Genomic DNA, 26990 nt, shown 5'->3' on the forward strand with positions numbered 1-26990 from the left:
TTTAGGATCAATGCTTGAGAGCATCACCAGTTTGCGACATGAGCATTTATGCGACATGCTAATGTTTGTTATTATTTCTTCTTTATAAAAACTTTGGAACCTTTATGCCTACCCCTATGCCTGATCAGGAACGACCATCTACGCTACAGGGAGATTATAATCCGGCAGAGTCTAGCGGCGAATATAAGCTTCTGTACTTGCAAAGTTTGGTTGCTGAAAAGGCATACAAGGCGATTACTGAGTTTTTAGAAAAGCAGTCAAAATATGAGATTGCTAGCCTATTAGAATCATTTCCAAGCCAAAATCGCTTCTTGATTTGGGCACAAGTGCCAGAAAGTATCAAAGGTGAAGTGCTGGCGGAATTAGATTTTGATACACGCCAGCCGCTGTTAGAAAATGTCTCTTCAAAAGAGATTTCTTTATTTACCCAAGACCTTGATGCGCAAGATATATCTGAGATTTTAGATACCGTTACCGAAAGTGTGCGTACCTCGGTGATGGCAACCTTAGATGAAGATATTCGAGTGCAGGTCAATAAGCTCGATACCTATGCCGACTGGGAAGTCGGTAGCTATATGGATCCTGACCTTATTCAGATCAGGGATGATATCACCCTTGCAGAGGTGCAGAACTGGCTACGAGAGAATGACGACTTGCTCGATGATCAAAGCCAAGAGCTGCTGGTCGTCGATCAAAGCCAACAGCTACTTGGGCTACTCAGTCTGGTCGACTTGATTAAACATGACCAAAGCACCTTGGTATCAGAATTGATTGATACCGCCATTACCATTAATGATCGCTTAGACATTCAAGATGCCGCTGCCATTTTTCGCTCAGAGGACATTCGTTTTGCCCCCGTTATCAATAGCCATGGTGAGTTGGTCGGTCAGTTAAATGGCGAGGACATCATGGAAATCATCCAAGATGATGTCGATAGCACCATGAAAAACTTGGCGGGTGTCAGTCAAGATGAGGAACTGTTTGCGCCCATCCTAACCAGTGCCAAAAGCCGTAGTATTTGGCTAGGCATTAACTTGTGTACCGCATTATTGGCTGCCGCTGTGATTGGTCAGTTCGAGGAAGTATTGGCACAAGTGGTGGCACTGGCAATATTGATGCCTGTGGTCGCTAGTATGGGTGGCATTGCAGGCTCGCAAACATTGACTGTCGTCATTCGCGGTATGGCGATGGGTCAAATCGGTGGTTCTAACCGGTTATGGTTATTAAATAAAGAGCTGTGGGTCGGTGCGATAAACGGTATCATATGGGCGATAATTATAGCGATTATTGCCCAACTGTGGTTTCATGACATGAAAATTAGCGCCGTCATTGGTTTTGCCATTGCCATTAACATGACGGCTGCCAACGTTGCGGGCATTAGTATTCCACTGCTCCTAAAACGTATGGATATTGACCCTGCCCTATCCGCCTCGGTTATTCTAACCACCGTGACGGATATTGTCGGCTTTATGTCATTCTTGGGTTTGGCGAGTGTATTGATACTCTAATTGAATGCTGTGTTACTGAATAAATACCCTGTTAAAATATAAAAGCGCTATTTTATGTAAAAACCGGGGCATGTACTGATTGCAAAAATGGTGATAAAAATGAGATAAGCTGCCGTCAAATGAGGCCATAGCGCAGATAATATTGAAATATTAACCCGTTATTTGACGCAATTTGGCAAAATTTAGCCCATTTAAGTGATTATCGATTGAATTGAAGACATACCCCGAATTACCTTAATTTATAAAACCATTAAATCGTTAAGTGAGTGCGTTATGCAAGCTGTACAAGTTAAAGTGTTAAACCCGAAAATTACTGAAGATAAAGCGTTCTCGTTACCGACACGCGCCACTGATGGCAGCGCTGGTATCGACTTGCGCGCTTGTATTGATGAGCCATTGACGATTAAAGCAGGTGCCACGCATTTAATTGGCACTGGTCTCGCAGTTTATATTCAAGACCCTAATTATGCAGGGATGATTTTACCGCGTTCAGGTCTTGGTCATAAGCACGGTATCGTCTTGGGTAATTTGGTCGGCTTGATTGATGCTGACTATCAAGGTGAGCTGATGGTCAGTATTTGGAATCGTAGTAATGAGGATTTTGTGTTGAATCCTGCGGAACGTATGGCACAATATGTAGTCGTACCCGTTGCCCGCCCTGAGTTTGAAGTGGTCTCAGAATTTAGTGATACCAGTGCACGCGGTGCGGGCGGCTTTGGACATTCAGGCCGCCAGTAATTAGTGGTCATTACTGATTTGCCATTTTAATTGTACTTTAGCCATCACAAAACCATGATCACGTGAATCACGCCATAAGGAGAGTAAGCGATGCCGTCTTTTGCTGCGCAGCAATGCTTATTTCGTGCTTATGATATTCGTGGTTCACGCCAGCATTTCACCACTGACTTTATTCTAGCGTTAGGCAAGGCATTTTCTCATCTTTATAGTGCCACAGATTGCGATTCAACAGCGGCTCCTGCCAATGCTTGCCTGCCAAAGCCAAGCATTAACCTTGAGAATACCATCATTGTGCTTGGTTATGACGTGCGTCTCGGTAGTGATATTATCGCTCAGAGATTGGCTGATATATTGACTGAATACGGCTTACAGGTTATCCAGCTGGGGCTAATTACTACACCTATGATGGTTTTTTGGGCAGAACAATATTCTGGTCATGGCATTATCGTCACCGCCAGCCATTCGGCTAAAGACATTTTAGGTATCAAATGGTTGGTCAACCATCAATCTCCGAGTCATGCAGAGATTCAGTTGCTTTGGCAAAAAACACGGGCTAACTATGCCTGTGATCTTAGTGACTCTCAAGCACGGGTTGATGCTCAAAATACGCTGACAAATACCATTGATAAGCCTATTTGTAGTCAGCAATTCAATTTATCTGATACACAAGTCGCGACGACTTATATTGAGGCTATCGCTCAAGTTTTTAAGCAAATCCATCCCTGTAATAAACAACACTCCAAAGATAATAAGCCACCATCTAACACCCTTAATGCAGTAGTCGTCATAGACTGCATGCATGGGGCGACCAGTAATATCGCCCAGCGTTTATTTGAGAATTTTTGCCAGCAGGTCATCATGCTCAATGACACCGCAGATGGCAGTTTTCCCTCTGGCAATCCTGATCCCACTGAACCACACCGTCTTAAACAGTTACAGCGAAGTGTGCTTCAGCATCAAGCAGACATAGGCCTCGCCTTTGATGGTGATGGCGATCGCTTAATGATTGTCGATAATAGCGGTAAGGTTGTCACGCCCGATCACTTGCTATACTTATTAGCACAAGTGGCGCTGACCGAACATCCTAAAGCGCTATGTTCTAAAAGCTCAGTCAATTCACAACCGCCCTCTCAAATCCTTTTTGATATTAAATGCTCCCATCATCTGCCGAAGCTCTTGTCTAATCTTGGCGCAACACCCGTGCTCAGCAAAACGGGCAGCAGTTTTATGCGCCGACAGATGCAGCAGTCTGCTGGTCAAATTGTCTTTGCGGGTGAATTATCAGGGCACTTTATATTTAATGACAGCCGCTTTATTATTTATGATGACGCCATGTACGCCGCATTACGACTGTTGCATTGGTTAGTCACCGCTCATGGCGTTCAAGGTAAAAGAGCACTGACAGATATGACTCAAAATCTGCCTGCTATGGTGAGTACTGCTGACCATTACTTGCCGATGCCTAAAACCCTTAAAAAAGACGATGCTATCATCGAGCAGCTGACCCAATTTTGTCAGTATTTACGCCAACTCGTGGAAGCGACCGTAGCAGAAGACTCTGGTGATCATTGGATAGCGACTCGTCAACCATCACCTTGCCGTTGTTCTACGAGCTGGCAATATATGACATCCAAGCAAGCCAACTGCTTATTGCCAGTGGGGACGAAGCTGAGCTGTATTGATGGCGTGCGTTTGGATTTCGCCCATGGTTTTGGGGTGCTCCGCCAATCAAATACCAGTCACAATCTTACCGCACGCTTTGCTGGTGATAGCATGGAAGACCTAAGAGATATCCAAGCAAAATTTGCCGCTTTATGTTGCCCATTTGATAAAAAACTGGCAGAACAAATTGTCGCTATTCCTGCGGAATAGTTGTCATTAAAGTAGTTGCTGTCAAAATAGTTGCTATCAAATAAAATGTGACTTTTCAATACCACAACTTAGGAGTTTATAATGACGCTTAATTTAGATGATGCCAAAAACACTGCTGAAGTATTGACCACGGCGCTGCCTTATATCCAGCGCTTTGTCGATAAGCTCATCGTGGTCAAATACGGCGGCAATGCGATGACGGATCCTGCACTTGAGAGCTCGTTTGCCCGCGACATCGTCTTGTTAAAAACCGTTGGTATGCATCCTGTGGTCGTGCATGGCGGTGGTCCACAAGTGGATAATTTATTAAAAGAGCTGGGGCGTCAGTCAGACCGTATCGATGGGATGCGCGTTACCGATAAAAGCACCATGGATATCGTCGAGATGGTCTTGGGTGGTAGCGTCAATAAATCGATTGTTAGCTTAATCAACAAGCACGGTGGCCGCGCCATTGGTCTGACTGGTAAAGATGCCAATTTAATCCTAGCCAAGAAGTTAATGATGGAAAAAATTGGCGCAGATGGTATTGCTGTGCCCGTCGATTTAGGATTCGTTGGTGATGTAGTGAGTGTCAATAAAGACGTGATTAATATGCTGATTGCCTCTGACTTCATTCCCGTCATCGCGCCACTTGGGGTCGATAGCGAAGGCAATACTTACAATATCAATGCCGACTTGGTCGCGGGTAAAGTAGCGGAATTTTTACAAGCTGAAAAGCTCATGCTTCTAACCAATATCAAAGGTGTGCTAGGTCGTGACGGCGAAGTCGTGACTGGACTCACACCAAAGAAAGTCGATAGCCTCATTGAAGATGGGACTATCTCAGGCGGCATGATTCCTAAAATTCAATGTGCACTTGATGCGGTACGTAGCGGCGTAAAAAGCGCGGTGATCGTCGATGGTCGCGTGCCTCATGCCACGCTGTTAGAGATTTTTACCAATGAAGGGGTTGGTACATTAATCAGTCGTGATTTAGGCTCATCATTAGCCGAGTAGCAGGAGTAAATCATGGCATTGTGGCTTTGGTGTCTACTTTTTATCTTAGAAAGCCTGTATTGCTGGTGGATTATTGGCTATGGTGGCGCAAAATGGATAGAAGGGTGGAAGTCATTTTTCCTCATTGAGTGGTTTGCACTAGATTGGAATGCCGAACAAATTCGCCTGTATGTGCTTATTATTTGGGGCTTTAGTGTGATTTGGTTTATTGTTGGAGTTATTAAGCCTGAGCTAAGATTTAATTATTAGCTCAGGCTCTTTACGCCCGTTTTTAACCAAACACACGCTCAAACTCCGCTTCATCAAAGCCGCATAATAATATCTGCTGGTTTTTATCTACTCGCTCACCCTCAACTATCGGACGTTTGATCATACTGGTATTTTCTACGAGCAAATCAATGGCACTGTCTACGCTAGCGTCAGCGGCTTGCTTCTGACTGTCGTCTAGTTTTCGCCATGTCGTACCGCGCTTATTGAGCACTTTATCAATACCTAGCTCATTGACCCAGCGCTGTACCGTTTCTTTATCGATACCTTGTTTTTTATAATCATGAAACTCATAGCTAACGTCCAATTCATCCAGCTTATTGAACGCCTTTTTCATCGTGCTGCACGACTTGATGCCGTAAATAGTGATGGTCATAAAAACTCCAAATCAATGATTATTATTCTGTTTATTATACCTAAGCCTATGGGTATTTGGTTTATGATAACCAAAACATTAAAAACACGCTCAAATTTTCGGATCTGTGTCCTTCGAGATGCGCAAACGCCCTATCATATCGTCGCAATTTTCGCCAAATTACGCTATGCTATGGCATTATTTAATTTCACTCAATTTACCTGTAATAACAAATTCCGAGCCGACTATGAGCAACGCCGTGACAGCAGACCAATCAGAAAACAATTATTATAACCCGCAAGCGATAGAAGCCGCGCAGCAGACCAAATGGGCAACTGACAAGCGCTTTGAAGTGAGTAATGAGCCAAGCGATAAGCCAAGTCGCTATATGCTGTCGATGTTCCCTTACCCAAGTGGCAAGCTGCATATGGGTCACGTGCGTAACTATACGATTTCTGATGTACTGAGCCGTTACTATCGTCTTAAGGGCTATGAAGTCATGCAGCCAATGGGCTGGGATGGTTTTGGCTTGCCAGCAGAAAATGCGGCGATTGCTAACCAAACACCACCTGCTGCATGGACGTTTGCCAATATTGACAGTATGCGTGCCCAGCTTAAATTGTTGGGTTTGTCCATTGACTGGTCACGTGAATTTGCTACTTGCAGCCCTGAGTATTATCAGTGGGAACAGTGGTTGTTTTTACAGTTGTACAAAAAAGGCTTGGTCTACAAAAAGCTTTCGACGGTCAACTGGGATCCTGTTGACAATACCGTCTTAGCCAATGAACAAGTCATCGATGGTAAAGGCTGGCGTAGTGGCGCTGCAGTCGAAAAGCGCGACATCCCAATGTATTACTTTAATATCACCGATTATGCTGACGAATTGCTCGATGATTTGGATCAGCTAGAAGGTCACTGGCCATCAGAAGTATTGACCATGCAGCGTAACTGGATTGGTCGTAGCGCAGGTATGGAAGTACACTTCCCTTATGAGCTTGCTGGCGAGACCAATACGTTAGATGTGTTCACTACTCGCCCTGATACTTTGATGGGTGTGACTTATGTGGCAGTCGCGGCCGAACATCCGCTAGCGCAGTATGCGGCTGAGCATGATGAAGCGATTGCGCAATTCTGTGCGCTTTGCAAAAAAGGCTCAGTCGCGGAAGCAGACCTAGCTAAAGCTGAAAAAATCGGTATGGCTACTGGCCTTACGGTCACGCATCCACTCACTGGCGAAGAAGTACCCGTATGGGTTGCCAACTATGTGCTCATGAGCTACGGCTCAGGCGCGGTGATGGCTGTACCTGCTCATGATGAGCGTGATTATGAATTTGCGATTAAATACAGCTTACCTATTAAACAAGTCATCGATATCCCTGTCGGCTATTTTGATGCGTTAGAAGCAGACGCTAAAGCGAACGATACTGAGATTAATCGTGCTTATACCGAACGCAATACCTTAGTCAACTCAGGCGAGTTTGATGGGTTGGACTTTGAGCAAGCATTTGAAGCAATGCTAGCTAAGCTTGAGCCAAAAGAGCTTGCTAAGAAAAAAATCCAATACCGTCTCCGTGATTGGGGGGTGTCTCGCCAGCGTTATTGGGGCTGCCCTATCCCAATGATCAACTGTGAGCATTGTGGTACTGTGCCTGTTGAAGAGCAAGATTTGCCCGTTGTGTTACCGACTGATGTCGTTCCTGACGGTCGCGGAAATCCGTTAAAAAACATTCCAGAGTTTGTCAATACGACGTGTCCTAAATGCGGTAATCCTGCTGAGCGCGAAACTGATACCTTTGACACCTTTGTGGAGTCAAGCTGGTACTATGCACGCTTTGCCAGCCCAAATGATGCGCAAAGCATGGTCAACAAATCTGCTGCCAATAAATGGCTGCCTGTCGATCAATACATCGGCGGTGTTGAGCACGCGGTGATGCATCTACTCTATGCACGCTTTTTCCATAAGCTCATGCGTGATGAAGACTTGGTATCAGGAAATGAGCCGTTTGCTAATTTGATGACGCAAGGCATGGTATTGGCAGGGACATTTTATCGCCTAAATGCAGATGGCAGTACCACGTACTACTTTGCAGAAGACGTCGATATCGATTATGACGAACGTGGTCAACCGATTAAAGCCATCTTAACATCTGATGGACAGCCAGTAACCATTGGCAAAATCGAAAAAATGTCTAAGTCAAAAAATAACGGTGTCGATCCGCAAATTACCATCGATAAATACGGCGCTGATACCGTTCGTCTCTATACGCTCTTTACCGCGCCTGCGGATCAAACGCTAGAATGGTCAGATGATGCGCTCAAAGGCCCTTATAACTTCGTCAAGAAAGTATGGCGTATTGCTACTGAACACATGCAAGCGCTTACTGCCGCGAACCTAAGTATCGAGACACTAAACAATGAAGCTTTGAGCACTGATGGCTTAAGCAAAGAAGCCAAAAACTTACGCCGTAAAACTCATGAAACCATTGCTAAAATCGATAGTGATTTGGGTGATCGTTTGGCACTGAACACGCCTGTATCAAGTTTGATGGAGCTTGCCAACGAGCTGACTGGCTTTAAGGCCAATAGCAAGCAAGACTTACAGGTACAGCATGAAGCATTGGTTGATCTGCTGATTATGCTATCCGTATATGCGCCGCACATTGGCGAACATTTACTTGAGCAATTGGGTTTAGATACCCTTACCTTGAATTATCCAGAAGTTGACAAAAGCGCTCTGGTACAAGACATGATCACGATGGTGGTACAGGTCAATGGTAAAATGCGCGGTAAAATGGATGTAGCCCCAGATAGCGATCCAGAACAGCTAAAAGCACAAGCACGTTCAATGGAAAGTGTGGCAAAATTCTTGACTGGCGACATCAAAAAAGAAATCGTCGTCCCTAATAAGCTGGTAAACATCGTGGTGGTAGGCTAGATTTTTTAGGCTCAGTACTTTTTATTAGTTTAATTATTAGTCTGAGCCTGTTTATAATATTAGGATAGCGATTATGTCGTATAAATATCGAGTAGGTCAGTCATCCAAAGCCAGCTTAAGCAAAAAAGACGCTTTTGCCAAAAAATCAAGCGGACAAAAACTGGCGGCGGCTTTTCTAACTGCCCTGCCAATGTTTACACTATTAGGTGCAACGGCAGGTCTTAGTGGTTGCGGCTTTCAATTACGTGGCTATGATGCACCAATGCTGCTTGATGTCGCCAAAACAGCAGTGATTCTCGAAGACAATCGCATCTCATTTCCGCTTAAGCTGCCATTGACCAGACGCTTAGAAACTTTAGGTGTTGAGGTCATTGACAACATGACAGCAGCTGACGTTGCGAACAATAACAAACAAGAAAACGCTGAACCTATTGCCGCTATCACCATCAATAACGTCCGTTTTAAGCGTTATGAGCTGGTCGGTGTACTGACAGAGATCCGCTTGGTACTTTCAGCAGATGTCAGCTACCAGACCATGGAAAATGGCAAACCAATTACGCTAAGCAACCCTATCCAAGTCGAGCGTAGCTATCAATATAATGAGGCATCGGTGAGCACTGATGATCAGCAAGGCGATCAAATTCGTGACTGGCTCTATGACAGTTTGGCTCGCCGAATTACTGATCAATATGTCGCCATCTCCCTACCTAAGGTTAGCTCTTCTGGAGTCAAACAAACTGTTCAAAGCGGTAATGGCTCAACGTCGATCGCGGTGGTAGTGCCAAACCCATAATTTATAATGCGCGACACATTCCACGTTTATTTTAATCAATCTGTGTGCTTATCACCCTATGCAAGATACCTTTATACAGGCCTACCCAAAGCTACTAAAACCTTCCGTTGCAGTCGCTGGCTTGTGGCTAGCGCATGGTGATGAGCCACTACTCAGTCAATGGCTTATTGATGCCCTTCGCCCACATTGGCGCACGCAGAATTATGCGATTAAGCGTATTGAGCTGATATCGGTCAAGAGCTGGCAAGAGGTATTGTCAGAGCTTGGTAGCCAGTCTTTATTTGATGATGCCAGTGCCTTGATCGTAACTGGCAATCATAAGCCAGACAAGACCGTCATCGCTGAGCTTGAGCGCTTTGCTGTTGAGGCACAAACAGGTGCGCATAGCCATAGTTTGTTATGGTTAACGCCTAAGCAAGACAAACGAGCGCAAAGCGGCAAATGGTTTGCGCCATTTGCTCAATATGGTCATGTCATTGATTGCAATTTATATAATGAGCAGCAACGACAGCAGCTATTACAAATACAGGCTCAGCAGTTTGGCTTACGGCTGTCTCGAGAGGCGTGGCAGCTGCTCATGTCGCATACTGAGCACCATTTGCTAAGCGCTTATCAGACTTTATGGCGGCTGTCCTATTTATTTGCGCCGCAGCTAGTCGCTAAGAATGAAGAGGCTATTCAACAGACTGAACCCTCTACACAACTGCCAAACAATATTGCCTTAGACATTAAGGATCTACAAGCCGCGTTGGTCAGTGATGCACAGTTTAGTGTTTTTGATTTATCGGATGCCATGCTTGCTGGTAACAGCACGCAAGTCGCCAAAATCATGTTTCAGCTGAAAGCCACAGATGAACCGACCACCTTGGTATTATGGGCAATCAGTAAAGACATGCGGCAAATTATGCAGTTGATGGATGGACAAGACCCGCAAGCGCTTGGTATCTGGCGTAGCAAACAAGGGTTGTATCAGCAAGCTTGCCGTCGCCAGTCAACAGCGCAAACGGCTGAATGGCCTGCCCTGCTTTATAAATGTGACCAAGCCATCAAAGGACTCGTTCGTCAGCCAGCGTGGGAATTATTATTGCAGGCAGCGCTAGAACTATCAGGAAAACGCTTATTTGCTATGCGATAAGTCTTAATGATTAATTCTTACCTCTCTATCACTTCTTTCGTTAAACCTGCCCCACCAAAAAACTCCATCTAAAGCACTCCGTCTTCCTATTATTTTCTAGGTACATCCCTCTGACATCCATACCTGAGCAGTCGCTTAATTTCTGGATTTTTATTCGTCCTACATACGCCTTAACCTTTCGTAAACTAATTATCATTTCCTTTTGCACATGAATTCTCTACTATATCTACACTTGATTTAACTGTGATTGGATTGTTGTCATGCGCAAAATAAGCAAAAAATCTGCTATTAAATGGGGAGTTATCGCCCTAACTGTTATAGCACTAGCGGCGTTGGCCTATAGTTTTTTCAAACCCAAAGAAACTACCCCCAACTATCTGACCGCAGCGGCTGAGATTGGTGACATTGAAAACAACGTCATGGCGTCTGGTAAAGTCAAAGCCTTAAATACCGTCGATGTCGGCGCGCAAGTATCTGGTGAAGTAAAACGTCTGTATGTTGAGGTTGGTGACGAGGTGCAGCAAGGAGATCTTATTGCCCAAATCGATCAAGTCACACAAAAGAATAACTTAAGCAATGAGCAAGCAAGCCTTGAGCAAAGTGAAGCGGCGATACAAAGCGCCAAAGCAGAAGCATTAAGTAAACAAGCCAGCCTGAAGAGCGCGTATGCCGATCTTGCCAGCCGCCAGTCTGAACTCAAGCAAGCACAGACCGACTTTGCTCGTTTAAAATCTTTGGTCGCGATTGACGCAATATCCCAGCAAGAGTATGACACTCAAGCGACTCAGGTAGAAACCGCAAAAGCAGCTGTTGCCAACGCACGTGCTGCTATCGATACTGCTAAAGCAGCGATTGCTACAGCTGAGGCTAATATCAATAGCCAGGAAGCCGCGCTACGTAAGTCACAGACCAATGTCAGTACTGCTGAGGAAGATCTCAGCTACACTACTATCCGTGCGCCTATATCAGGTACCGTGGTATCGATCACAACAGAGCAAGGCACCACAGTTAACGCCAATCAAACCGCGCCCACTATCGTGACATTAGCAGACCTATCGACCGTCCGTATCAACGCTCAAATCTCTGAAGCAGACGTCATCAACGTCGATGCTGGTATGCCTGTATATTTCAATATCATTGGTAACCCTGATCAAAAATTCGACGCCGTACTCAAAGCCATTGAGCCTGCACCTGAGCAAATCAGCGATACCAGCTCGACCGATTCTGCTATTTATTATGTCGGTTATATCGAAGTACCCAATACCGATCGTCGCTTTCGTATTGATATGACCGCACAGGTTTACATTATTATCGACCAAGCAAAAGACGCCTTACTGATACCCGCTGCCGCTTTACAACCCATCAAAAAAACCAACAAAGCCGCTGCCAATCAAGATCCAAACGTAAAAATGGCGATGGTTCGTGTACTAAAAGCGGATGGTGAAGTGGTTGAACAAACGGTAAAAACAGGTATCAACAATCGCGTCAATGTACAAATTTTAAGTGGCCTGAGCAAAGGTGACGAAGTGATATTAGGCGAAGAAAGTTCTGCGAAAGGACAAGGCGGCAAAAGTGGTAGACCGTTTTAATGTTTAAGCGTCTTAATGAGCGTAAAACCATACTGAATAAGCGTTTTATAACTTTTTATATATAATTTTTTATAATAAGTCATTATATATGCAGTACTGATATAGGCAGCAGCGTAAATGAATACCAGAGATCCCAGTCCTAATACCGCAGCAGATGTCCCGTTAATGCAGGTCAAAGGACTAATCAGAGAGTTTAAAGCTGGTGAACAAACCATTCGCGTGCTTCATGATATCAACCTGACCATCAATCAAGGCGAGATGGTCGCTATCATCGGTCAATCAGGCTCTGGCAAATCGACCTTAATGAATATCTTAGGCTGTTTGGATCAAGCCACTGCTGGCGAATACAAAATATATGGACAATCAGTCAATCGCTTAGATGCAGATGAGCTGGCCAAACTACGCCGTGAGCATTTCGGCTTTATTTTTCAGCGCTACCATTTGCTTGGTGATATCAGCGCCCGAGACAACGTTTCTGTTCCTGCGGTCTATGCGGGAATGGATGGGCAAACACGCAGCGAGCGTGCCGAAAAATTATTAGCAGACTTAGGCTTGGCGGATAAAGTTAATAACCGTCCTAATCAGCTCTCAGGTGGACAGCAGCAGCGTGTTTCTATTGCACGCGCCCTAATGAACGGTGGCGACATTATCTTAGCTGATGAGCCAACAGGTGCGCTTGATAGTAAGTCCGGCGAAGATGTAATGAAAATATTGCATGATCTAAACGCCCAAGGTCATACCATCATCATGGTCACTCATGATCCCAAACTTGCCGCACAAGCCGAGCGCGTGATTGAGCTAAAAGATGGCTATGTCATTGCTGATTATAAAAACGATCATTATCAGCAAACCCATGTGCAGCCCGAGCCTATCTTAGACAACAATCGTAAAAGTGCCCTTAGTAGTTTTATTGACCGTTTATTTGAAGCGTTCAAAATGTCATTGCTGGCGATGCGCGCCCATAAAATGCGTACTTTATTGACCATGCTTGGTATCATTATCGGTATTGCCTCCGTCGTCTCCGTCGTCGGTCTTGGCAAAGGCTCACAAGCGCAAATTCTGAGTAATATCAGCTCGCTTGGCACTAACACTATTACTGTCAGTGATGGTTACCCTTACGGCGACCCAAGACGTCAGTACAACGATGATAATTTGACACCGCAAGACGCTCAAGCAGTCGCCGACCAACCTTATGTCCTCAGTGTCAGTCCGCAGCTCGATAGCAATATGAATGTACGTTATCGCAATATACAAGAAGCCGCTAGTGTCAGCGGTGTGGGCAAAGACTACCTGAGTGTCAGTGGTGAGAAGCTCATTCAAGGTCAAGGCTTCGATGAGCAAAGTATTTTACGCCGTACTCAAGATATTATTATTGATGACAATGCGAAAAAAACTTTTTTTCCGGACAATGCCAATCCCATTGGCGAAGTATTGCTGATCGGTAGCGTACCGGGACGGGTGATCGGTGTCCTTGCGCCCAATGACAGTGGATTTAGTCGAAATGTCGACACGCCGACGTTATATATGCCCTACACCACCATGATGTCCCGTATCAAAGGCGGCTCCCATATCGAGAGCTTTGTCGCCTTGATCGATGACAATATCTCTTCTTCAGCCGCCGAGTCAGCCATTTCACAACTAATGGAAAGCCGCCACGGTACCGATGACTTTCGTATCCGCAATTCAGACTCTATTCGCCAAACCATCGAATCCACCACCACAGCCATGACGTTATTAATTTCATCGATTGCCATTATCTCTTTAGTCGTCGGCGGTATCGGTGTGATGAATATCATGCTGGTATCAGTCACTGAGCGCACCAATGAGATTGGTGTACGCATGGCCGTTGGTGCACGCCAAAGCGATATCATGCAGCAATTTTTGATTGAAGCGGTTCTCGTCTGTATTTTAGGAGGCTTACTGGGGATTGGACTGGCATTTGCCATTGGTGAGTTAATCAATCGCATCGGCGGTGATAGTTTCAAAGTGATTTACTCACCCACCTCTATCATTGCAGCTTTTGTTTGCTCAACACTCATTGGTGTCGTTTTCGGCTTTTTACCAGCACGTAACGCCGCCAAACTGGATCCTGTTGAAGCGCTTTCTAGAGACTAACTAGCGATAATCCCCACATTCAGTCAAAAATTAAGCCCTTAAAACGGATATTATGCTGAAATTATAAAAAAATAGTGATTTTTACCTTATATTTGCACTTTTTTCGTCATATGGGGTTGTAATTGTCATAATTATATATATAATGTGCTCTCACGTTTAGGGATAGAAATTATTTAAACGTTGAAACAAACTTAATGCCTCTTTTAATGTTAGTTACATCAATATTAAAAATTTTAAGTTTAAAGACATTTTTTAAATGTCTAGTTTTATTAAATTTCCCTTTAAGGAAGTTTATCTTGCGAAGCTAAAATTGTAATACAATTTTTTAATGCTTTTCAGGGCCGATAGCTCAGTTGGTAGAGCAGTTGACTTTTAATCAATTGGTCCCGCGTTCGAGTCGCGGTCGGCCCACCATATTTAGTAGTATGCTTGTTGTGTACATTGCCCTATCAGGCATAGGCATAATAAGTAACAAGGTTTAAGAAGCTTTCTTTTAGAAAACTTCACCGAATTTACGAACATGTAAATTCACTTGCAGAGTTAAAAAAGCAATGCTTTTTTTATACGCTCTTCAGGGCCGATAGCTCAGTTGGTAGAGCAGTTGACTTTTAATCAATTGGTCCCGCGTTCGAGTCGCGGTCGGCCCACCATATTTAGAAACCCAGTCATTATATTGCATAGTGACTGGGATTTTTTTTGTTTAAAATTTCACTTTATTTTTTACGGTTTCGTTTAAAAATAGTGAAATCAGCATCTTTTCGCCATAGCAGCTTATGCTTAATGGTGTCTTTAATCGTACGCGGATGCTTAGGTGCTTGCATAATCAGCATATCAAAAGTTGCTTCATCTATTGCCAACTCACATCCGTGTGCCATCATAACCATAGAGGGTTTTAACGCCTTTATTCTTTGTAGTGACTGAATATAGACTTTAGGATCATAAATAGGAAAAGGTGCCACGAACTTATGACGCAGTTTGATAATTAAATCTGCCGTATAGACTTGCCGACTTGGTACATGAAATAAGGACAAATCACGATCTGTATGTCCGGGTGTTTCCAGCACTTGCCATTCATCAAATTTCGGCACACTGTCTCCATCTTTAACGGTCATATCAGGCGTAAGATGGGCGGGATAATATAGGTTTTTAAATGGGCGACCTTGACGTCTCGCCACATAATGCGCAAGATTTATATCCACAAAATGCATGGCATGCCCACCGATACCGCTATACCATTGACGCTTTTTTTCTGCCGAAACAATGATACACCCCGTCTCTTTTCTAAACTGATGAGCGCCGCCTGCATGATCAGGATGCATATGGGTCACCACGACAACTTTTAGATCGCTGATTGGCCGCTGTAAAGTCGTTCTAATATAATCTAACACCATCGCTACATCAGGTCGGCAACCACCGTCCAGCAGCATAATTTTATCTGGATATATCGCAAGATAGGTACTTTGGATATATCCATCCAAGCGTACAATGTCACATAAACTCATTTGCATTCCCTGCCCATAGTTATCTATGGTGATGAGGCTTATTTAATATCATTCATTTTAGTATAGCGCCCGTCACCTCGATTGTACGGATTTTGAGTGAACGCTTGTGACTATAAATCGCTTTTTTTATAAAACTCTCAATCAAAACAAAAAACCCAGCACATAGGCTGAGTTTAAGGTTAAACCATTCATTATTAATGATTGTAGTTAGCGCTATCTATAAGCGAGCTTACCTTTGCTAAGTTAACTAGGCAAGATCACGAACCTTTGGCTCACGCTCCCACAGACGCGATTTGGCATTTTCAATAAAAGCATCCAAATCAGCTAGTGGCGTGACAAAGGCGTCTTTTTCAATGGGCAGCTTACTTAAGATAAATTCATCGGTCGCCCCGCAATAAGCAATCGCTTTGCAATGTCCATAAGCATCATTGAACCAATCTAGCGCTGAGCTGTCCTTTGCCAGCTTCTTAGCTTGCTCTGGCATAATGATACTAACGACAGCATCAAACATCACTGACGGACCACCAGCGAGACGCTCATCTGCTTGTATGCGGGTATCATCATCTAAGACGACTTCTTTATTGGGTGCAACGATTTTCACGCTAGCACCCTGCACTTTTGCCGCCTCTTCGAACTTTTTAATTTCACTATGCTTGGAGCCTTCAGCGACCAAGATACCAATCAAACGCCCTTGTAGACTCTTAGGAGTCAAACCAATCGTTTGTACTGCTTTCGATGTCGCCATATCTTGTACGGGAGCTGCAGCGTCGGCTGGTGCTGGTAATTCCATACCAAGCGCTTTGGCTACACGATTTGCCAAGTCTTCATCGATATGCGGCAGATGACTCAGCATACGAGTACGTACATGTGCCGTATCTACTTTACCAAGCTCAAATGCATAGGCAGACGCAATATGTGCTTGCTCAGCTGGCGTCTGGCTACGATAAAACATACGCGGTTGACTATAATGATCGGCGAAGCTTTCTGCACGCACGCGACCTTTCACACCATCATCTAACTGCTCATGAAATGACTCAAAGCCGCGTTTGGCGCTTTCACGTGGACGCGTTGGATCTAAGCTTTGTGGTTCATAGAGCACACGCGTCTTAGGCACTTGCATCTGCATATGTCCATCTTGCTGATTGTTAGCAAACGGGCATTTTGGCGCATTAATTGGAATTTGGGCAAAGTTAGGCGAACCTAAACGTGATAACTGCGTATCTAGATAACTGAACAGACGACCTTGTAATAATGGATCGTTACTGAAGTCGATACCTGGTGGCAAGTGTGATGGACAGAACGCCACTTGCTCCGTTTCTGCAAAGAAATTATCGGGATAGCGATTAAGCACCATTTTACCCACGACTTTCACTGGCACCATCTCTTCTGGAATCAGCTTAGTAGCGTCTAAATGATCAAATGGAAATTCATTCGCTTCCTCTTCAGTAAATAACTGTACGCCAAACTCCCACTCAGGATAGTCGCCATTATTAATGGATTCAAACAAATCACGGCGATGATAATCAGGGTCAGCGCCTGAGATTTTCACCGCCTCATCCCACGTGGTTGATTGTACACCGAGTACAGGCTTCCAATGGAAACGTACAAAGGTACTCTTGCCTTCTTTGTTAATTAAACGATAGCTATGAATACCAAAGCCTTCCATCATACGTAAACTGCGTGGTAGTCCACGGTCACTCATCAGCCAAATTAAATTATGCATGGTCTCAGGACTTAATGACACAAAGTCCCAAAATGTATCGTGGGCAGAAGCGGCTTGCGGAAAGCCACGATCAGGTTCTGGTTTGACCGCATGGATCAGATCTGGAAACTTCATCGCATCTTGAATAAAGAAAATCGGCATGTTGTTACCAACAATGTCCCAATTACCTTCTTCGGTATAAATTTTTACAGCAAAACCACGGACATCACGTGGTGTATCTTTTGAGCCTTTGTTACCTGCAACGGTAGAAAAGCGGGTAAATAAAGGCGTCTGCTTACCGGTTTCAGTCAAAATTTTGGCAGTAGTATATTTTTCGAGCGACTCAGTCAGTTCAAAATAACCGTGTGCAGCACTACCACGCGCATGAACGATACGCTCAGGAATACGCTCATGATCAAAATGATGAATCTTTTCGCGTAATACAAAGTCTTCTAACAAGGTTGGCCCACGTGTGCCTGCTTTTAGAGAGTTTTGATTGTCAGAGATGGCGACACCTTGTTGGGTCGTCAGCACTTTAGTGTCATCCCCTGCGCGCTGATGAGTCTCACCGCCATTGCCACGTTCGGTATTCATATTATTAGCGGGGTCCGTATGATCTAAATTCTTATTCATAATATATCCTAGCTGATGAGTAAAATGGGCTTCAATGAGACCATTAAAAAAGAGCCGACACAGTATTTATATCCTTGGAGATTCGTAGTGACTTCGATAGTGACTTCAACTGTCGCTTAGTAGTCTGTGTCTTGGCAATGCTTATTATTAAAGCGGTTAATGATTAAAAATCATGCTCACCGATCATATTACTCAAAAAATCAGCCATTTACGTCACATATATCGTTAAGCGTGTTGATATTTAGTTAAAGTAGATACCACTAAAATTTTCGATATTTTGCATTCTAACCTTATTGATAATCGATTGTTGTAATATGGATATTCTTTAAGGTATGCTTTAAACAGGATGATAGTTGAAGAAGTCTACAATCGAGACAAGGCACTCGAGCGCAGATTGTAATTGTATAAGTATTACATCTAGCGAGAATGGCACAGTAACGATTTGGCATTTCTTTGACTATATCTGTCGATGATAAATAAATGGACATTATTTTTAGCCACCTATTTATCTTTTTTTATGACACTTGGAGGCTATCTATTATGTTATTTACGTCGTTGACCACATCTGATTTATCATCTGTTCTTCCCTCTAAAAGCCTCTATCGCTCATTAGCACTTGGAACCTCATTAGGTCTAATGGCACTCACTTTTAGTCAAACGGCTGCCGCCATTACGACCAAAAACATTACCTATACCGTGGATGATCAAGCATACGAAGGCTATTACGCCAAAGCTGACAAAGCTAATGCGCCTTTTATCCTACTCATTCATGATTGGGATGGATTGACAGACTATGAGCGCAAACGTGCTGATATGTTAGCGACTGAAGGCTACAACGTATTGGCAGCAGACATGTTTGGGCAAGGTGTTCGCCCCACCTCTATTGAAGAAAATAAACGCTTAACTGGGGAACTGTATGACGACCGCAGCAAAATGCGACGCTTGCTAGAAGGTGCATTAAATGCTGGACGACTGCAAGGTAATGACGTGCGTGAAGGCGTTACCATGGGGTATTGTTTTGGCGGTACGGTTGCTCTGGAGCTAGCGCGTTCAGGTTTCCCGCAAAAAGCATTTGTGCCCTTCCACGGTGCCTTTGATATCCCAACGGGTCAAAGTTATGACCAGACGACTGGGGAAATCTTAGTATTCCACGGCTCTGCTGATGAGTCTGTATCCCTAGAGAGCTTCGCGACTTTGGGTAAGACATTAGAAGCCGCTAAAGTACCGCATGAGATGGTGACATACAGTGGCGCGCCACACGCCTTTAGCGTATTTGGGAGTGATAGATATGATGCACGTGCCGATGAGCGCTCGTGGAAACGCTATTTGGATTTTTTAACAGATGAATATAAATAACTTTAATTCGTATTTTATAAGAACAGCGACCCTTATTCATTAACCAGCCTACCTCATTGATAAATGAGTCGATTAGAAGCCAAGGAAGCCAGTTATGTTATTGAAGAACGACGTATTACGTGCACGTGTTAGATTGTTAGGCGCATTTTTAGGTGAGGCCATTTCTCGCCAATCTGGGGAGGACACCTTACGTACTATTGAAACATTACGTAAAGGCTTTATTCAGGAGCGCCGCGAGCATAATGAAGCAAACAAGCAACAACTTATTGACCTCATCGCTTCGTTGGACAATCAAACATTAAAAAACGTCATTCGAGCATTCTCTATTTACTTTTTCCTCGCCAATTTAACCGAAGAAAATTATCTACGTGAGCAGCGCCGTACTATGCGTGCCCAGTCCAATCAGAGCTGGGAAGGCTCCTTTCGCCGCACCTTGTTAGAATGCCGTGAGCGGCAGATCGAACCTACGCAAATAAAAGAGCTTATTGATCACCTTAAATTTATTCCTGTTTTTACGGCTCATCCTACCGAAGCCCGTAGACGCACCACCATGAATATCTTGCAGACCCTCTATGAGCATACCGATGCCATGAGCGACTATCCCGAAGGCAGTCTGGCTTTTATGCAAGCTAAGCAAAAGACGGCAGAAACCATTGACTTGCTGTGGTCATCAGACGAAGTTCGCAGCCGAAAACCTCTGGTTTATGATGAAATAAACAACGGCTTACACTATTTTGACGCCAGCTTATTCACTGCCATTCCCAAAGTTTATCGTAATATCAAAGATGCTATTATCGATATCTATCCTGAGTTAATCGACTACCCTTTACCCGCCTTTGTCAGTTTTGGCTCTTGGATTGGTGGCGATAGAGATGGCAATCCTTTCGTCACCCATGAAACCACTGAAATGGCGGTATTGATGCATGCTAATACCGTGCTACGCCATTACCAAGTATTGGTCAGAAAATTGCGTCGTGAGCTGATTCATAGCGATACTATCGTCGATATCGCTCCAGAGATTTATACCCGTATCAAAGACTACAGCACACTCGATCAAAAAGTCTTTTGCTACAATCCTGATGATTACAATAATGAGCCGTACCGAAGATTACTATCCATTATTCTGGCTAAAATAAAAGCGACCAACCAGCATATCCAAAGCCAAGGCACAGATGGTGAGGCTGCACAAGATGCTTACTCAACACCGACGGCCTTGCTAGATGATTTACGACTCATTCGCAAAAGTGTCAATACCCATGACAAGGCGCATGGCGAAGGCTTACTGCTTGATACCATTCGCCTAGTCAAAACCTGTGGATTCCATTTGGCCTCGCTGGATATTCGCCAAGATTCAGGATATCACGGCGAAGTCATTGCAGATATTTTTGCTAGCGCCTCGAATCTGCCCGACTATCGAACACTCAGCGAAACAGAGCGTCAAGAATGGCTAACCCGTTTGCTAGAAAAGCCAGGTGCACCGCTGATTTATAAAGACAACTTGAGCGAGCAAACACACGAACAGCTTGCTCTGATGAATTCTGTCGCTAAACTGCGTAAACTGGTTGGCGACGACACTTTTGGTAGCTATGTGATCTCGATGACCAATAACGCCAGTCAGCTATTAGAGGTGCTGCTACTGATGCGTTTTGCAGGCCTATCGGGTATTGATGAGAACGGACATTTATTTTCCGCCCTACCGGTTGCGCCGCTGTTTGAAACCATCGAAGATTTAAAAAATATTGATAAGATTATGCCAATGGTGTTGGACAATCGGCTATATCGTGAGCTACTTGAACACTCAGGAAACATTCAAGAGATTATGCTCGGCTACTCAGACTCCTCTAAAGATGGCGGCATTATTACCTCCGCTTGGCAGCTGTATAGCGCCCAGCAAACCATCACCGATATCGCCAATCAATATGGTATCACCACCCGCCTGTTCCATGGTCGTGGCGGTTCCGTCAGTCGTGGTGGTGGCTCAACCCATCAAGCCATTGCCGCGCAGCCTGCTGGCACCTTAAATGGACAAATCAAGTTCACTGAACAAGGCGAAGTGCTCTACGCCAAGTATGCCAATCCAGATACCGCCGTGTTTGAATTAACCATGGGAATCACTGGTGCCCTAAAAGCCAGCTCGTCACGATTTGTTGAACAACCTAAGCAGCTTGATAGCTATGAAGCCTTGTTTGCTGATTTAGCAGATGCAGGCGAACAGCAATATCGAGAGTTAACGGATAATACAGAAGGCTTCTATCAGTTTTATTCTGAAGCCACGCCAGTACAAGAGATTTCATTACTCAATATTGGCTCGCGTCCTGCTCACCGTAAAAAAGGACTGCCGAGCAAATCGACGATTCGAGCGATACCCTGGGTATTTGGCTGGTCGTTGGCGCGCTTTACCCTTCCCGCTTGGTATGGCGTGGGCAGTGCATTAGATAGCGTCAAAAAAGACGAAGCGTTAATGAAAGAAATGAATAAAAACTGGCCGTTTTTCAATGTTTTTATCAGCAATATCGAAATGGCCTTCACAAAATCTGAGATGAATATCGCCCGTGCATACAGTCAACTGTGTAAAGACGAAAGCTTACGTGAGCAAGTAATGCAGGCAGTAATTGATGAGCATGAACTGACTCACGCAGGTCTCAACTCCTTGCTAGAACAAGCGTCTTTACTCTCAAACCAACAAGACTTGGCTCAGTCATTAGAATGGCGTAACGCCTATTTAGACCCCATCAACTATATCCAGATTGAGCTACTCAAACGTATGCGCCAATCCGATAACACTGATAATGACAATCTAGAAAATAACGATAGACTTGCTGTCGAAGATGCATTAATTCGTAGTATCAACGCCTTGGCAGCAGGGCTACGCAATACAGGTTAGTATTTATAAATAGGTTGGTCTTTACTGATTCAAACTCATATCAAAGCTGAGTGGATTCATGGTGTTATCACAGTGAATCCACTCAGCTTTTTACGTTAATAAAGTTTTATAAATACTAATATTTGATTGTTAGATGGCATCGCATGACGCTTACTTAATGTTAAATGATGTGTATTTGCCAAATTTACAATGTCTTCTTTATGACGAATACCGCTGTCAGTATTACCTGCTCTCAACATCGCATCAAATCGCTGATTCCCCTCACTGGTATAGTTGCCGTGCTCATTAAATGGGCCATAGACAATCAGCTTACCATCCACTGGTAATGCATCACCAGCCAATGCAAATAACCGTTCGACCAAAGCCCAACTGATGATATGCAGCGTATTAGCTGTAAATAACGCATCATAGGGCTTGTCTGAATGATTGCTATCTAAATGACTGCTATTTAAATGAGTATTAACAGGTATCGAATCATGAGCCAAATCAAACGCCAAAGGCAGAGATAGATTGGGTGCAGGATAAGCGTTATGCCAAGCTGCTATATAATGGTGATTACTAGTGACATCGCTGGTTTGCCATTTTAAATGTGGCAATTTTGGTGAGAAATAAACGCTATGCTGACCCGTTCCAGAGCCAATCTCTAGTACATGCGTAAAGCCTTGTAGCTCGCTTTGCAACACTTCTAGAATAGGCTGCTTGTTGTTCTCACACGCTTGCGAAAATGGCAATGCAGCGATATCGACTTGACTGTTTAGATGATCATTTTGCATTGATACTCTCCTCAGACTACCCATTACGTTTGCAGTATATTTCGCAAATCATTGGCAAAATATGCTACTAATAAATACCCGCCTCAACACCAGCGGCTAACGTCATGGCAAGCTCTTCTACTTGGTCAGTAAAGCTATCCTGCCAATCGCCTTGTAGTATCAGCGCCTCTTGAATCCATGACCAACGCAGCCCCGTCGTAATCGTCTTCATCGCAAGCTTGGTACCCGTACCATCATGTCCTGCACGTATATATAGTGCAAATGGCATGCCTTGCTTCTCTTCCAACACAGGATAATAACAGCGGTCAAAGAAGTCTTTGGTCAGCCCTGCCATATATGCTAGATTTTCAGTCGTGCCTAATAGTAATGCATCAGCAGCCAACACGTCTTCAGGCTGCGTATCCTGCGGCGACTTCAAAATGACATTGATATCTATATCAAGATGATTGGCACCAGCATACGCGGCTTGCGCCAATTTCTCAGTATTGGGCGACGGCGCATGAGCGACAATCAATAACGTTTTTGCCATGGTTTTAAAGGCCACGAGCAGTACGGAACGTTAAGTTCTGCGTGATATCAGGGTGGATGCTGTTAGCGACTGGGCAAGTCAATGCGGTGTTATAAAAGATCGTTTGCGTTCTATCATCAAGTTCCTTATTAAAAGTCACGATGATATGGATCTCGCTCACACGTCTTGGATCAGCGGCCATGACTTTAGTCACTTCAGCCGTGGTTCCTGCAAGGTCAATATTCATGTCACGGGCTTTGATACCAATGATGGTCAACATACAACTGGCCAAACTGGTGGCTAGCAAATCAGTCGGCGAAAACGCTTCGCCCTTGCCTTGATTGTCTGTTGGCGCATCGGTGATGATTTCATTATTTGATTGCAAATGAATGGCGGTGGTGCGCAAATCGCCTTGGTAGGTTACTTTTGATGTGGTCATGGGGGTTCTCTTTGGTTGTTGTTATTGAATTATTATTAGATACTTTATTGATATAATATATAAAGCTCAAACTGTTTAAATAGAATAATATATACAAATTTTAAATACTGTTAGAAAAAATTTTATACATGTATAATGTAAGCATTAATTCCAACCATCCTCACTAGGTATAGTCATACCTACACCTCCAGAAACATTTATAGAATAGCCCCCTAATGTTATTATATCTTTAAACAATTTAAAGCCAACAAACCGAGCATCAAAAGGCTCTGATGTAGATAAAAAAAGCGTTCTTGCATCTAGACGAGTAGCTATACATAGCTGCAAATACCCACCAATACTATTTACACTTTTATCTTTCAGCAGACTAGTCAATACTATGATAGGAGACCTCCACCAATTGATAGTATCAGATTCGAACTTTAATCTTATCTTTTCAATTTTATTTTCAATGTAATCTTTCCTATCTCCAAGGATAAGATATGAATTATCAGATATATCCACCTCTTCAATTTTAATTTCAGCTGGAGACTCAGGGCTATTCGATAGTTTAATCGATAAGTACCTACCCTCTGATTTACAATAGCCGAAAATTACAAACTCACACCTTGTATTTTTTGGAAAAAGCAAGCCTAAACTCTTTATATATATATCGCCTATCTTTTTAGTTAATTCTGCAACATCCATCAAAGAAGGCATTTTTTTATCAGTTGGATAATCAGGAACATCGTAGTAGTTGATTTCACTTAAGTTGGATAGAAAGCTACTAAGCATTTCTTTTACATTCGTACCAATTAAAGTACTACCAGCAAACCCAAATCCAAACCTAAATAGAACTTTAGGATGTGTCTTTAGATAGTCAGAACTTTCAAATGTATATGCTGTAATTGGAAATAATTTTGGGCAATTATCTATCATAACATTGCTACCGCTAGAAACTCTCGAATCACTAACTGCCCAAATACTGTCAAAATCTTCCTTATTTCTCCAACATATTATGGATGTCATAGCACTGCCTTAAAGTTTAATATTTATATAATTTTTTGGTAAAACTTAGATGTCTTCCAACTATCAAACTCTCTAATATCATTGCTTAAATTGTGACGGGGTGCTCGATTGTTGCGATAAGCCACAAAAAATTAGTACCTACATTTTTTTAACTAAATATCTTAGTAGATATTAATTTAGAAACAAAATACTAATGGATTACGATAACTAAACTTACCTTCCAAACCAAATTTCCAATGACGCATTGCTAGAATCTATTCGATCAGAGAAGTAGCATTCTTTTATCGCCTCAAATACTGATTGAGTATCTTTAAACTCTTCATTAAACCACTCTGGTCCAGGACCTGGTGCAGCAGACATACTGATATTAACCAAATATTTAGCCTTTCTACCTTTTCCTCTCATAGTAACTTTCGCTGAAGGCGCATTAATTGTTAATAACGTAGTACCAATCGCTGACAATTGATCTTCAGTCCAACCTCGAAATAAGGAGCCTTGCAATGATGCAGGTCTCGCAATCTGAATTTCTTGCTCATCGTAATTTTCATATACGACCAGACCTAGTTCAGCTACTCTTACAGCTATGTCAAAAAGCTCCATTCATCCTCCTGTACGTTACAACGATTAATCTAGCACTGATATTACTAACCAACAATATAATTGTCATATAGAAAGTTACTTTAGTATATTTTCAAAGATAAATATAAAAAGTTAAATAAAAAATTAGATTATAGTCAACAAGAATTTATCTGAAGCCAGAAAATGAACCAAACGAAAATGCCATACATTTAGTATTCAATCTCAAACGATTTACTCCACTTACAGACCACCTGTGATATCTAAGAAATTCCCAGTCGAAAAAGAAGATTTATCTGAAGCTGACCAATAGATGGCTTCAGCGACTTCTTCAGGCTGTCCACCTCTTTGCAGTGGAATCATATTTTTCAACCGCTCTACTCTTTCCGGCTCTCCGCCATCAGCATGCATATCAGTGTAAATCAGCCCTGGACGGACACAGTTAACCCGAATGCCTTCAGCCGCAACTTCCAATGACAAGCCTTTAGTTAAGGTATCAATAGCGCCTTTCGATGCGGCATAGTCGATGTATTCATTCGGAGAGCCTGAGCGCGCTGCTCCAGAAGATACATTCACAATCACCCCTCCTAGGCCGCCGTGTCGAGTAGACATGCGTTTTACCGCCTCTCTACAACACAAAAAATAGCTGGTGACATTGTTTGTGAGTATGGCATTTATTCTGTCGGCAGTCATATCTTCTAATCGGGATTGTTTTTTCAAAATACCCGCGTTGTTCACGAGTACGGATAGTGTACCTAGTGCTTTATCGACGGTAGAGAACATGCGAATGACGTCTCCCTCAGAAGCAACATCAGCCTGAATCGTAATGCACCTTCCACCATCAGCAGTGATCGTCTCAGCCAGTTTGTTGGCTGCTTCTGAATTGGATTTATAATTGATCGCTACCGCATAACCTTGCTTGGCAAACAGCCTCGCTGTGGCAGCGCCAATGCCTCGACTACCACCGGTAATGAGTGCTATTTTTTGAGTACTCATAACGCTATCCTTGATCTATCATTTTATACACGAATTCGAAGTGGAGCATAACGTTCATATTTTAGGCTGATTTATAGCAATAAGAGAAGGCTTTCTATCGAACTGCGATGATTATACTGTTTTTCAAAACCAACTTTCCAGTGATGGGTTTTTAGCGGTTACGCGATCAGAGAAGTAGCATTCTTTAGATAGACATAGCACTTTTTTTACACACAAAGAAAAGCCCCTCAACAATTAAGTTAAGGGGCGATTCAGGAATAGAGAGCTGACGATGACCTACTCTCACATGGACGAATCCACACTACCATTG

21 protein-coding genes and 2 tRNA genes are annotated in these 26990 nt (G+C 43.4%); 14 read left to right on the forward strand and 9 right to left on the reverse strand.

What is annotated here, in order from left to right:
- Positions 1-104 precede the first annotated feature (104 nt).
- The 5 genes from mgtE (at position 105) to JFC10_RS12045 (ending at position 5363) form a co-directional block, all read left to right on the forward strand.
- A complete protein-coding gene (mgtE, locus tag JFC10_RS12025; RefSeq protein WP_193012326.1) occupies positions 105-1508 on the forward strand; it encodes a magnesium transporter in 1404 nt (467 codons plus the stop codon).
- A 273-nt stretch (positions 1509-1781) separates the two neighbouring features.
- Complete coding sequence (gene dut, locus JFC10_RS12030) at positions 1782-2246, forward strand: dUTP diphosphatase (RefSeq protein ID WP_193012327.1); 465 nt, start codon at positions 1782-1784, stop codon at positions 2244-2246.
- A 90-nt stretch (positions 2247-2336) separates the two neighbouring features.
- Positions 2337-4118, forward strand: a complete 1782-nt coding sequence (locus JFC10_RS12035; protein ID WP_198332995.1) for a phosphohexomutase domain-containing protein — start codon at positions 2337-2339, stop codon at positions 4116-4118.
- An 81-nt stretch (positions 4119-4199) separates the two neighbouring features.
- The gene (argB, locus tag JFC10_RS12040) at positions 4200-5114 is read left to right on the forward strand and encodes an acetylglutamate kinase (protein ID WP_193012329.1); all 915 of its coding nucleotides are present in this window, start codon (positions 4200-4202) and stop codon (positions 5112-5114) included.
- A gap of 12 nt (positions 5115-5126) precedes the next feature.
- Positions 5127-5363, forward strand: a complete 237-nt coding sequence (locus tag JFC10_RS12045) for a hypothetical protein (RefSeq protein ID WP_198332996.1) — start codon at positions 5127-5129, stop codon at positions 5361-5363.
- A 22-nt stretch (positions 5364-5385) separates the two neighbouring features.
- Here JFC10_RS12045 and JFC10_RS12050 read toward each other — a convergent pair whose 3' ends face one another.
- A complete protein-coding gene (locus JFC10_RS12050) occupies positions 5386-5757 on the reverse strand; it encodes an arsenate reductase (RefSeq protein ID WP_198332997.1) in 372 nt (123 codons plus the stop codon).
- Between the two features lie 226 nt (positions 5758-5983).
- Here JFC10_RS12050 and leuS point away from each other — a divergent pair, with 226 nt between their 5' ends.
- The 7 genes from leuS to JFC10_RS12085 all read left to right on the forward strand — a co-directional run bounded on the left by leuS (position 5984) and on the right by JFC10_RS12085 (position 14953).
- On the forward strand, positions 5984-8671 hold the full coding sequence (leuS, locus tag JFC10_RS12055) for a leucine--tRNA ligase (protein ID WP_198332998.1): 2688 nt from the start codon (positions 5984-5986) through the stop codon (positions 8669-8671).
- Positions 8672-8744: 73 nt separating this feature from the next.
- Positions 8745-9464 carry an LPS-assembly lipoprotein LptE gene (locus JFC10_RS12060; protein WP_227685805.1) on the forward strand — a complete coding sequence of 240 codons (720 nt, stop codon included), beginning with the start codon at positions 8745-8747 and terminating at the stop codon, positions 9462-9464.
- Positions 9465-9522: 58 nt separating this feature from the next.
- Entirely contained in the window at positions 9523-10599 is a 1077-nt protein-coding gene (holA, locus tag JFC10_RS12065; RefSeq protein ID WP_198333000.1) for a DNA polymerase III subunit delta, read from the forward strand.
- A 260-nt stretch (positions 10600-10859) separates the two neighbouring features.
- Positions 10860-12188 (forward strand): efflux RND transporter periplasmic adaptor subunit, encoded by a 1329-nt coding sequence (locus JFC10_RS12070; RefSeq protein WP_198333001.1) that lies wholly within the window; start codon positions 10860-10862, stop codon positions 12186-12188.
- 117 nt (positions 12189-12305) lie between these two features.
- Positions 12306-14303 carry a MacB family efflux pump subunit gene (locus tag JFC10_RS12075; protein WP_198333002.1) on the forward strand — a complete coding sequence of 666 codons (1998 nt, stop codon included), beginning with the start codon at positions 12306-12308 and terminating at the stop codon, positions 14301-14303.
- A gap of 338 nt (positions 14304-14641) precedes the next feature.
- A tRNA-Lys gene (locus tag JFC10_RS12080) sits at positions 14642-14717 on the forward strand.
- Between the two features lie 160 nt (positions 14718-14877).
- Positions 14878-14953, forward strand: a tRNA-Lys gene (locus JFC10_RS12085).
- Between the two features lie 63 nt (positions 14954-15016).
- On the opposite strand, the gene JFC10_RS12090 is transcribed toward JFC10_RS12085, so the two are convergent.
- On the reverse strand, positions 15017-15805 hold the full coding sequence (locus tag JFC10_RS12090) for an MBL fold metallo-hydrolase (RefSeq protein ID WP_198333003.1): 789 nt from the start codon (positions 15803-15805) through the stop codon (positions 15017-15019).
- A 247-nt stretch (positions 15806-16052) separates the two neighbouring features.
- On the reverse strand, positions 16053-18140 hold the full coding sequence (locus JFC10_RS12095) for a catalase (RefSeq protein ID WP_198333004.1): 2088 nt from the start codon (positions 18138-18140) through the stop codon (positions 16053-16055).
- A 540-nt stretch (positions 18141-18680) separates the two neighbouring features.
- Here JFC10_RS12095 and JFC10_RS12100 point away from each other — a divergent pair.
- Together JFC10_RS12100 and ppc are read left to right on the forward strand one after the other, a co-directional pair.
- Positions 18681-19496 (forward strand): dienelactone hydrolase family protein, encoded by an 816-nt coding sequence (locus JFC10_RS12100; RefSeq protein ID WP_265089968.1) that lies wholly within the window; start codon positions 18681-18683, stop codon positions 19494-19496.
- A gap of 94 nt (positions 19497-19590) precedes the next feature.
- Complete coding sequence (ppc, locus tag JFC10_RS12105; protein WP_198333005.1) at positions 19591-22380, forward strand: phosphoenolpyruvate carboxylase; 2790 nt, start codon at positions 19591-19593, stop codon at positions 22378-22380.
- Positions 22381-22475: 95 nt separating this feature from the next.
- Here the strand turns inward: ppc and JFC10_RS12110 are convergent, their stop codons facing one another.
- The 6 genes from JFC10_RS12110 to JFC10_RS12135 all read right to left on the reverse strand — a co-directional run bounded on the left by JFC10_RS12110 (position 22476) and on the right by JFC10_RS12135 (position 26680).
- Positions 22476-23153 (reverse strand): DUF938 domain-containing protein, encoded by a 678-nt coding sequence (locus JFC10_RS12110; protein WP_198333006.1) that lies wholly within the window; start codon positions 23151-23153, stop codon positions 22476-22478.
- 67 nt (positions 23154-23220) lie between these two features.
- On the reverse strand, positions 23221-23682 hold the full coding sequence (locus JFC10_RS12115; protein WP_198333007.1) for a flavodoxin family protein: 462 nt from the start codon (positions 23680-23682) through the stop codon (positions 23221-23223).
- A 4-nt stretch (positions 23683-23686) separates the two neighbouring features.
- Positions 23687-24100 carry an OsmC family protein gene (locus tag JFC10_RS12120; protein WP_198333009.1) on the reverse strand — a complete coding sequence of 138 codons (414 nt, stop codon included), beginning with the start codon at positions 24098-24100 and terminating at the stop codon, positions 23687-23689.
- A 144-nt stretch (positions 24101-24244) separates the two neighbouring features.
- Positions 24245-25108 (reverse strand): hypothetical protein, encoded by an 864-nt coding sequence (locus tag JFC10_RS12125; protein ID WP_198333010.1) that lies wholly within the window; start codon positions 25106-25108, stop codon positions 24245-24247.
- 213 nt (positions 25109-25321) lie between these two features.
- Entirely contained in the window at positions 25322-25708 is a 387-nt protein-coding gene (locus tag JFC10_RS12130) for a hypothetical protein (RefSeq protein WP_198333011.1), read from the reverse strand.
- A 219-nt stretch (positions 25709-25927) separates the two neighbouring features.
- Positions 25928-26680 (reverse strand): SDR family oxidoreductase, encoded by a 753-nt coding sequence (locus JFC10_RS12135; protein ID WP_198333012.1) that lies wholly within the window; start codon positions 26678-26680, stop codon positions 25928-25930.
- Positions 26681-26990 lie beyond the last annotated feature (310 nt).

Origin of the sequence: Psychrobacter aquimaris, assembly GCF_016107525.1 — a bacterium.
Lineage (GTDB): Bacteria > Pseudomonadota > Gammaproteobacteria > Pseudomonadales > Moraxellaceae > Psychrobacter > Psychrobacter aquimaris.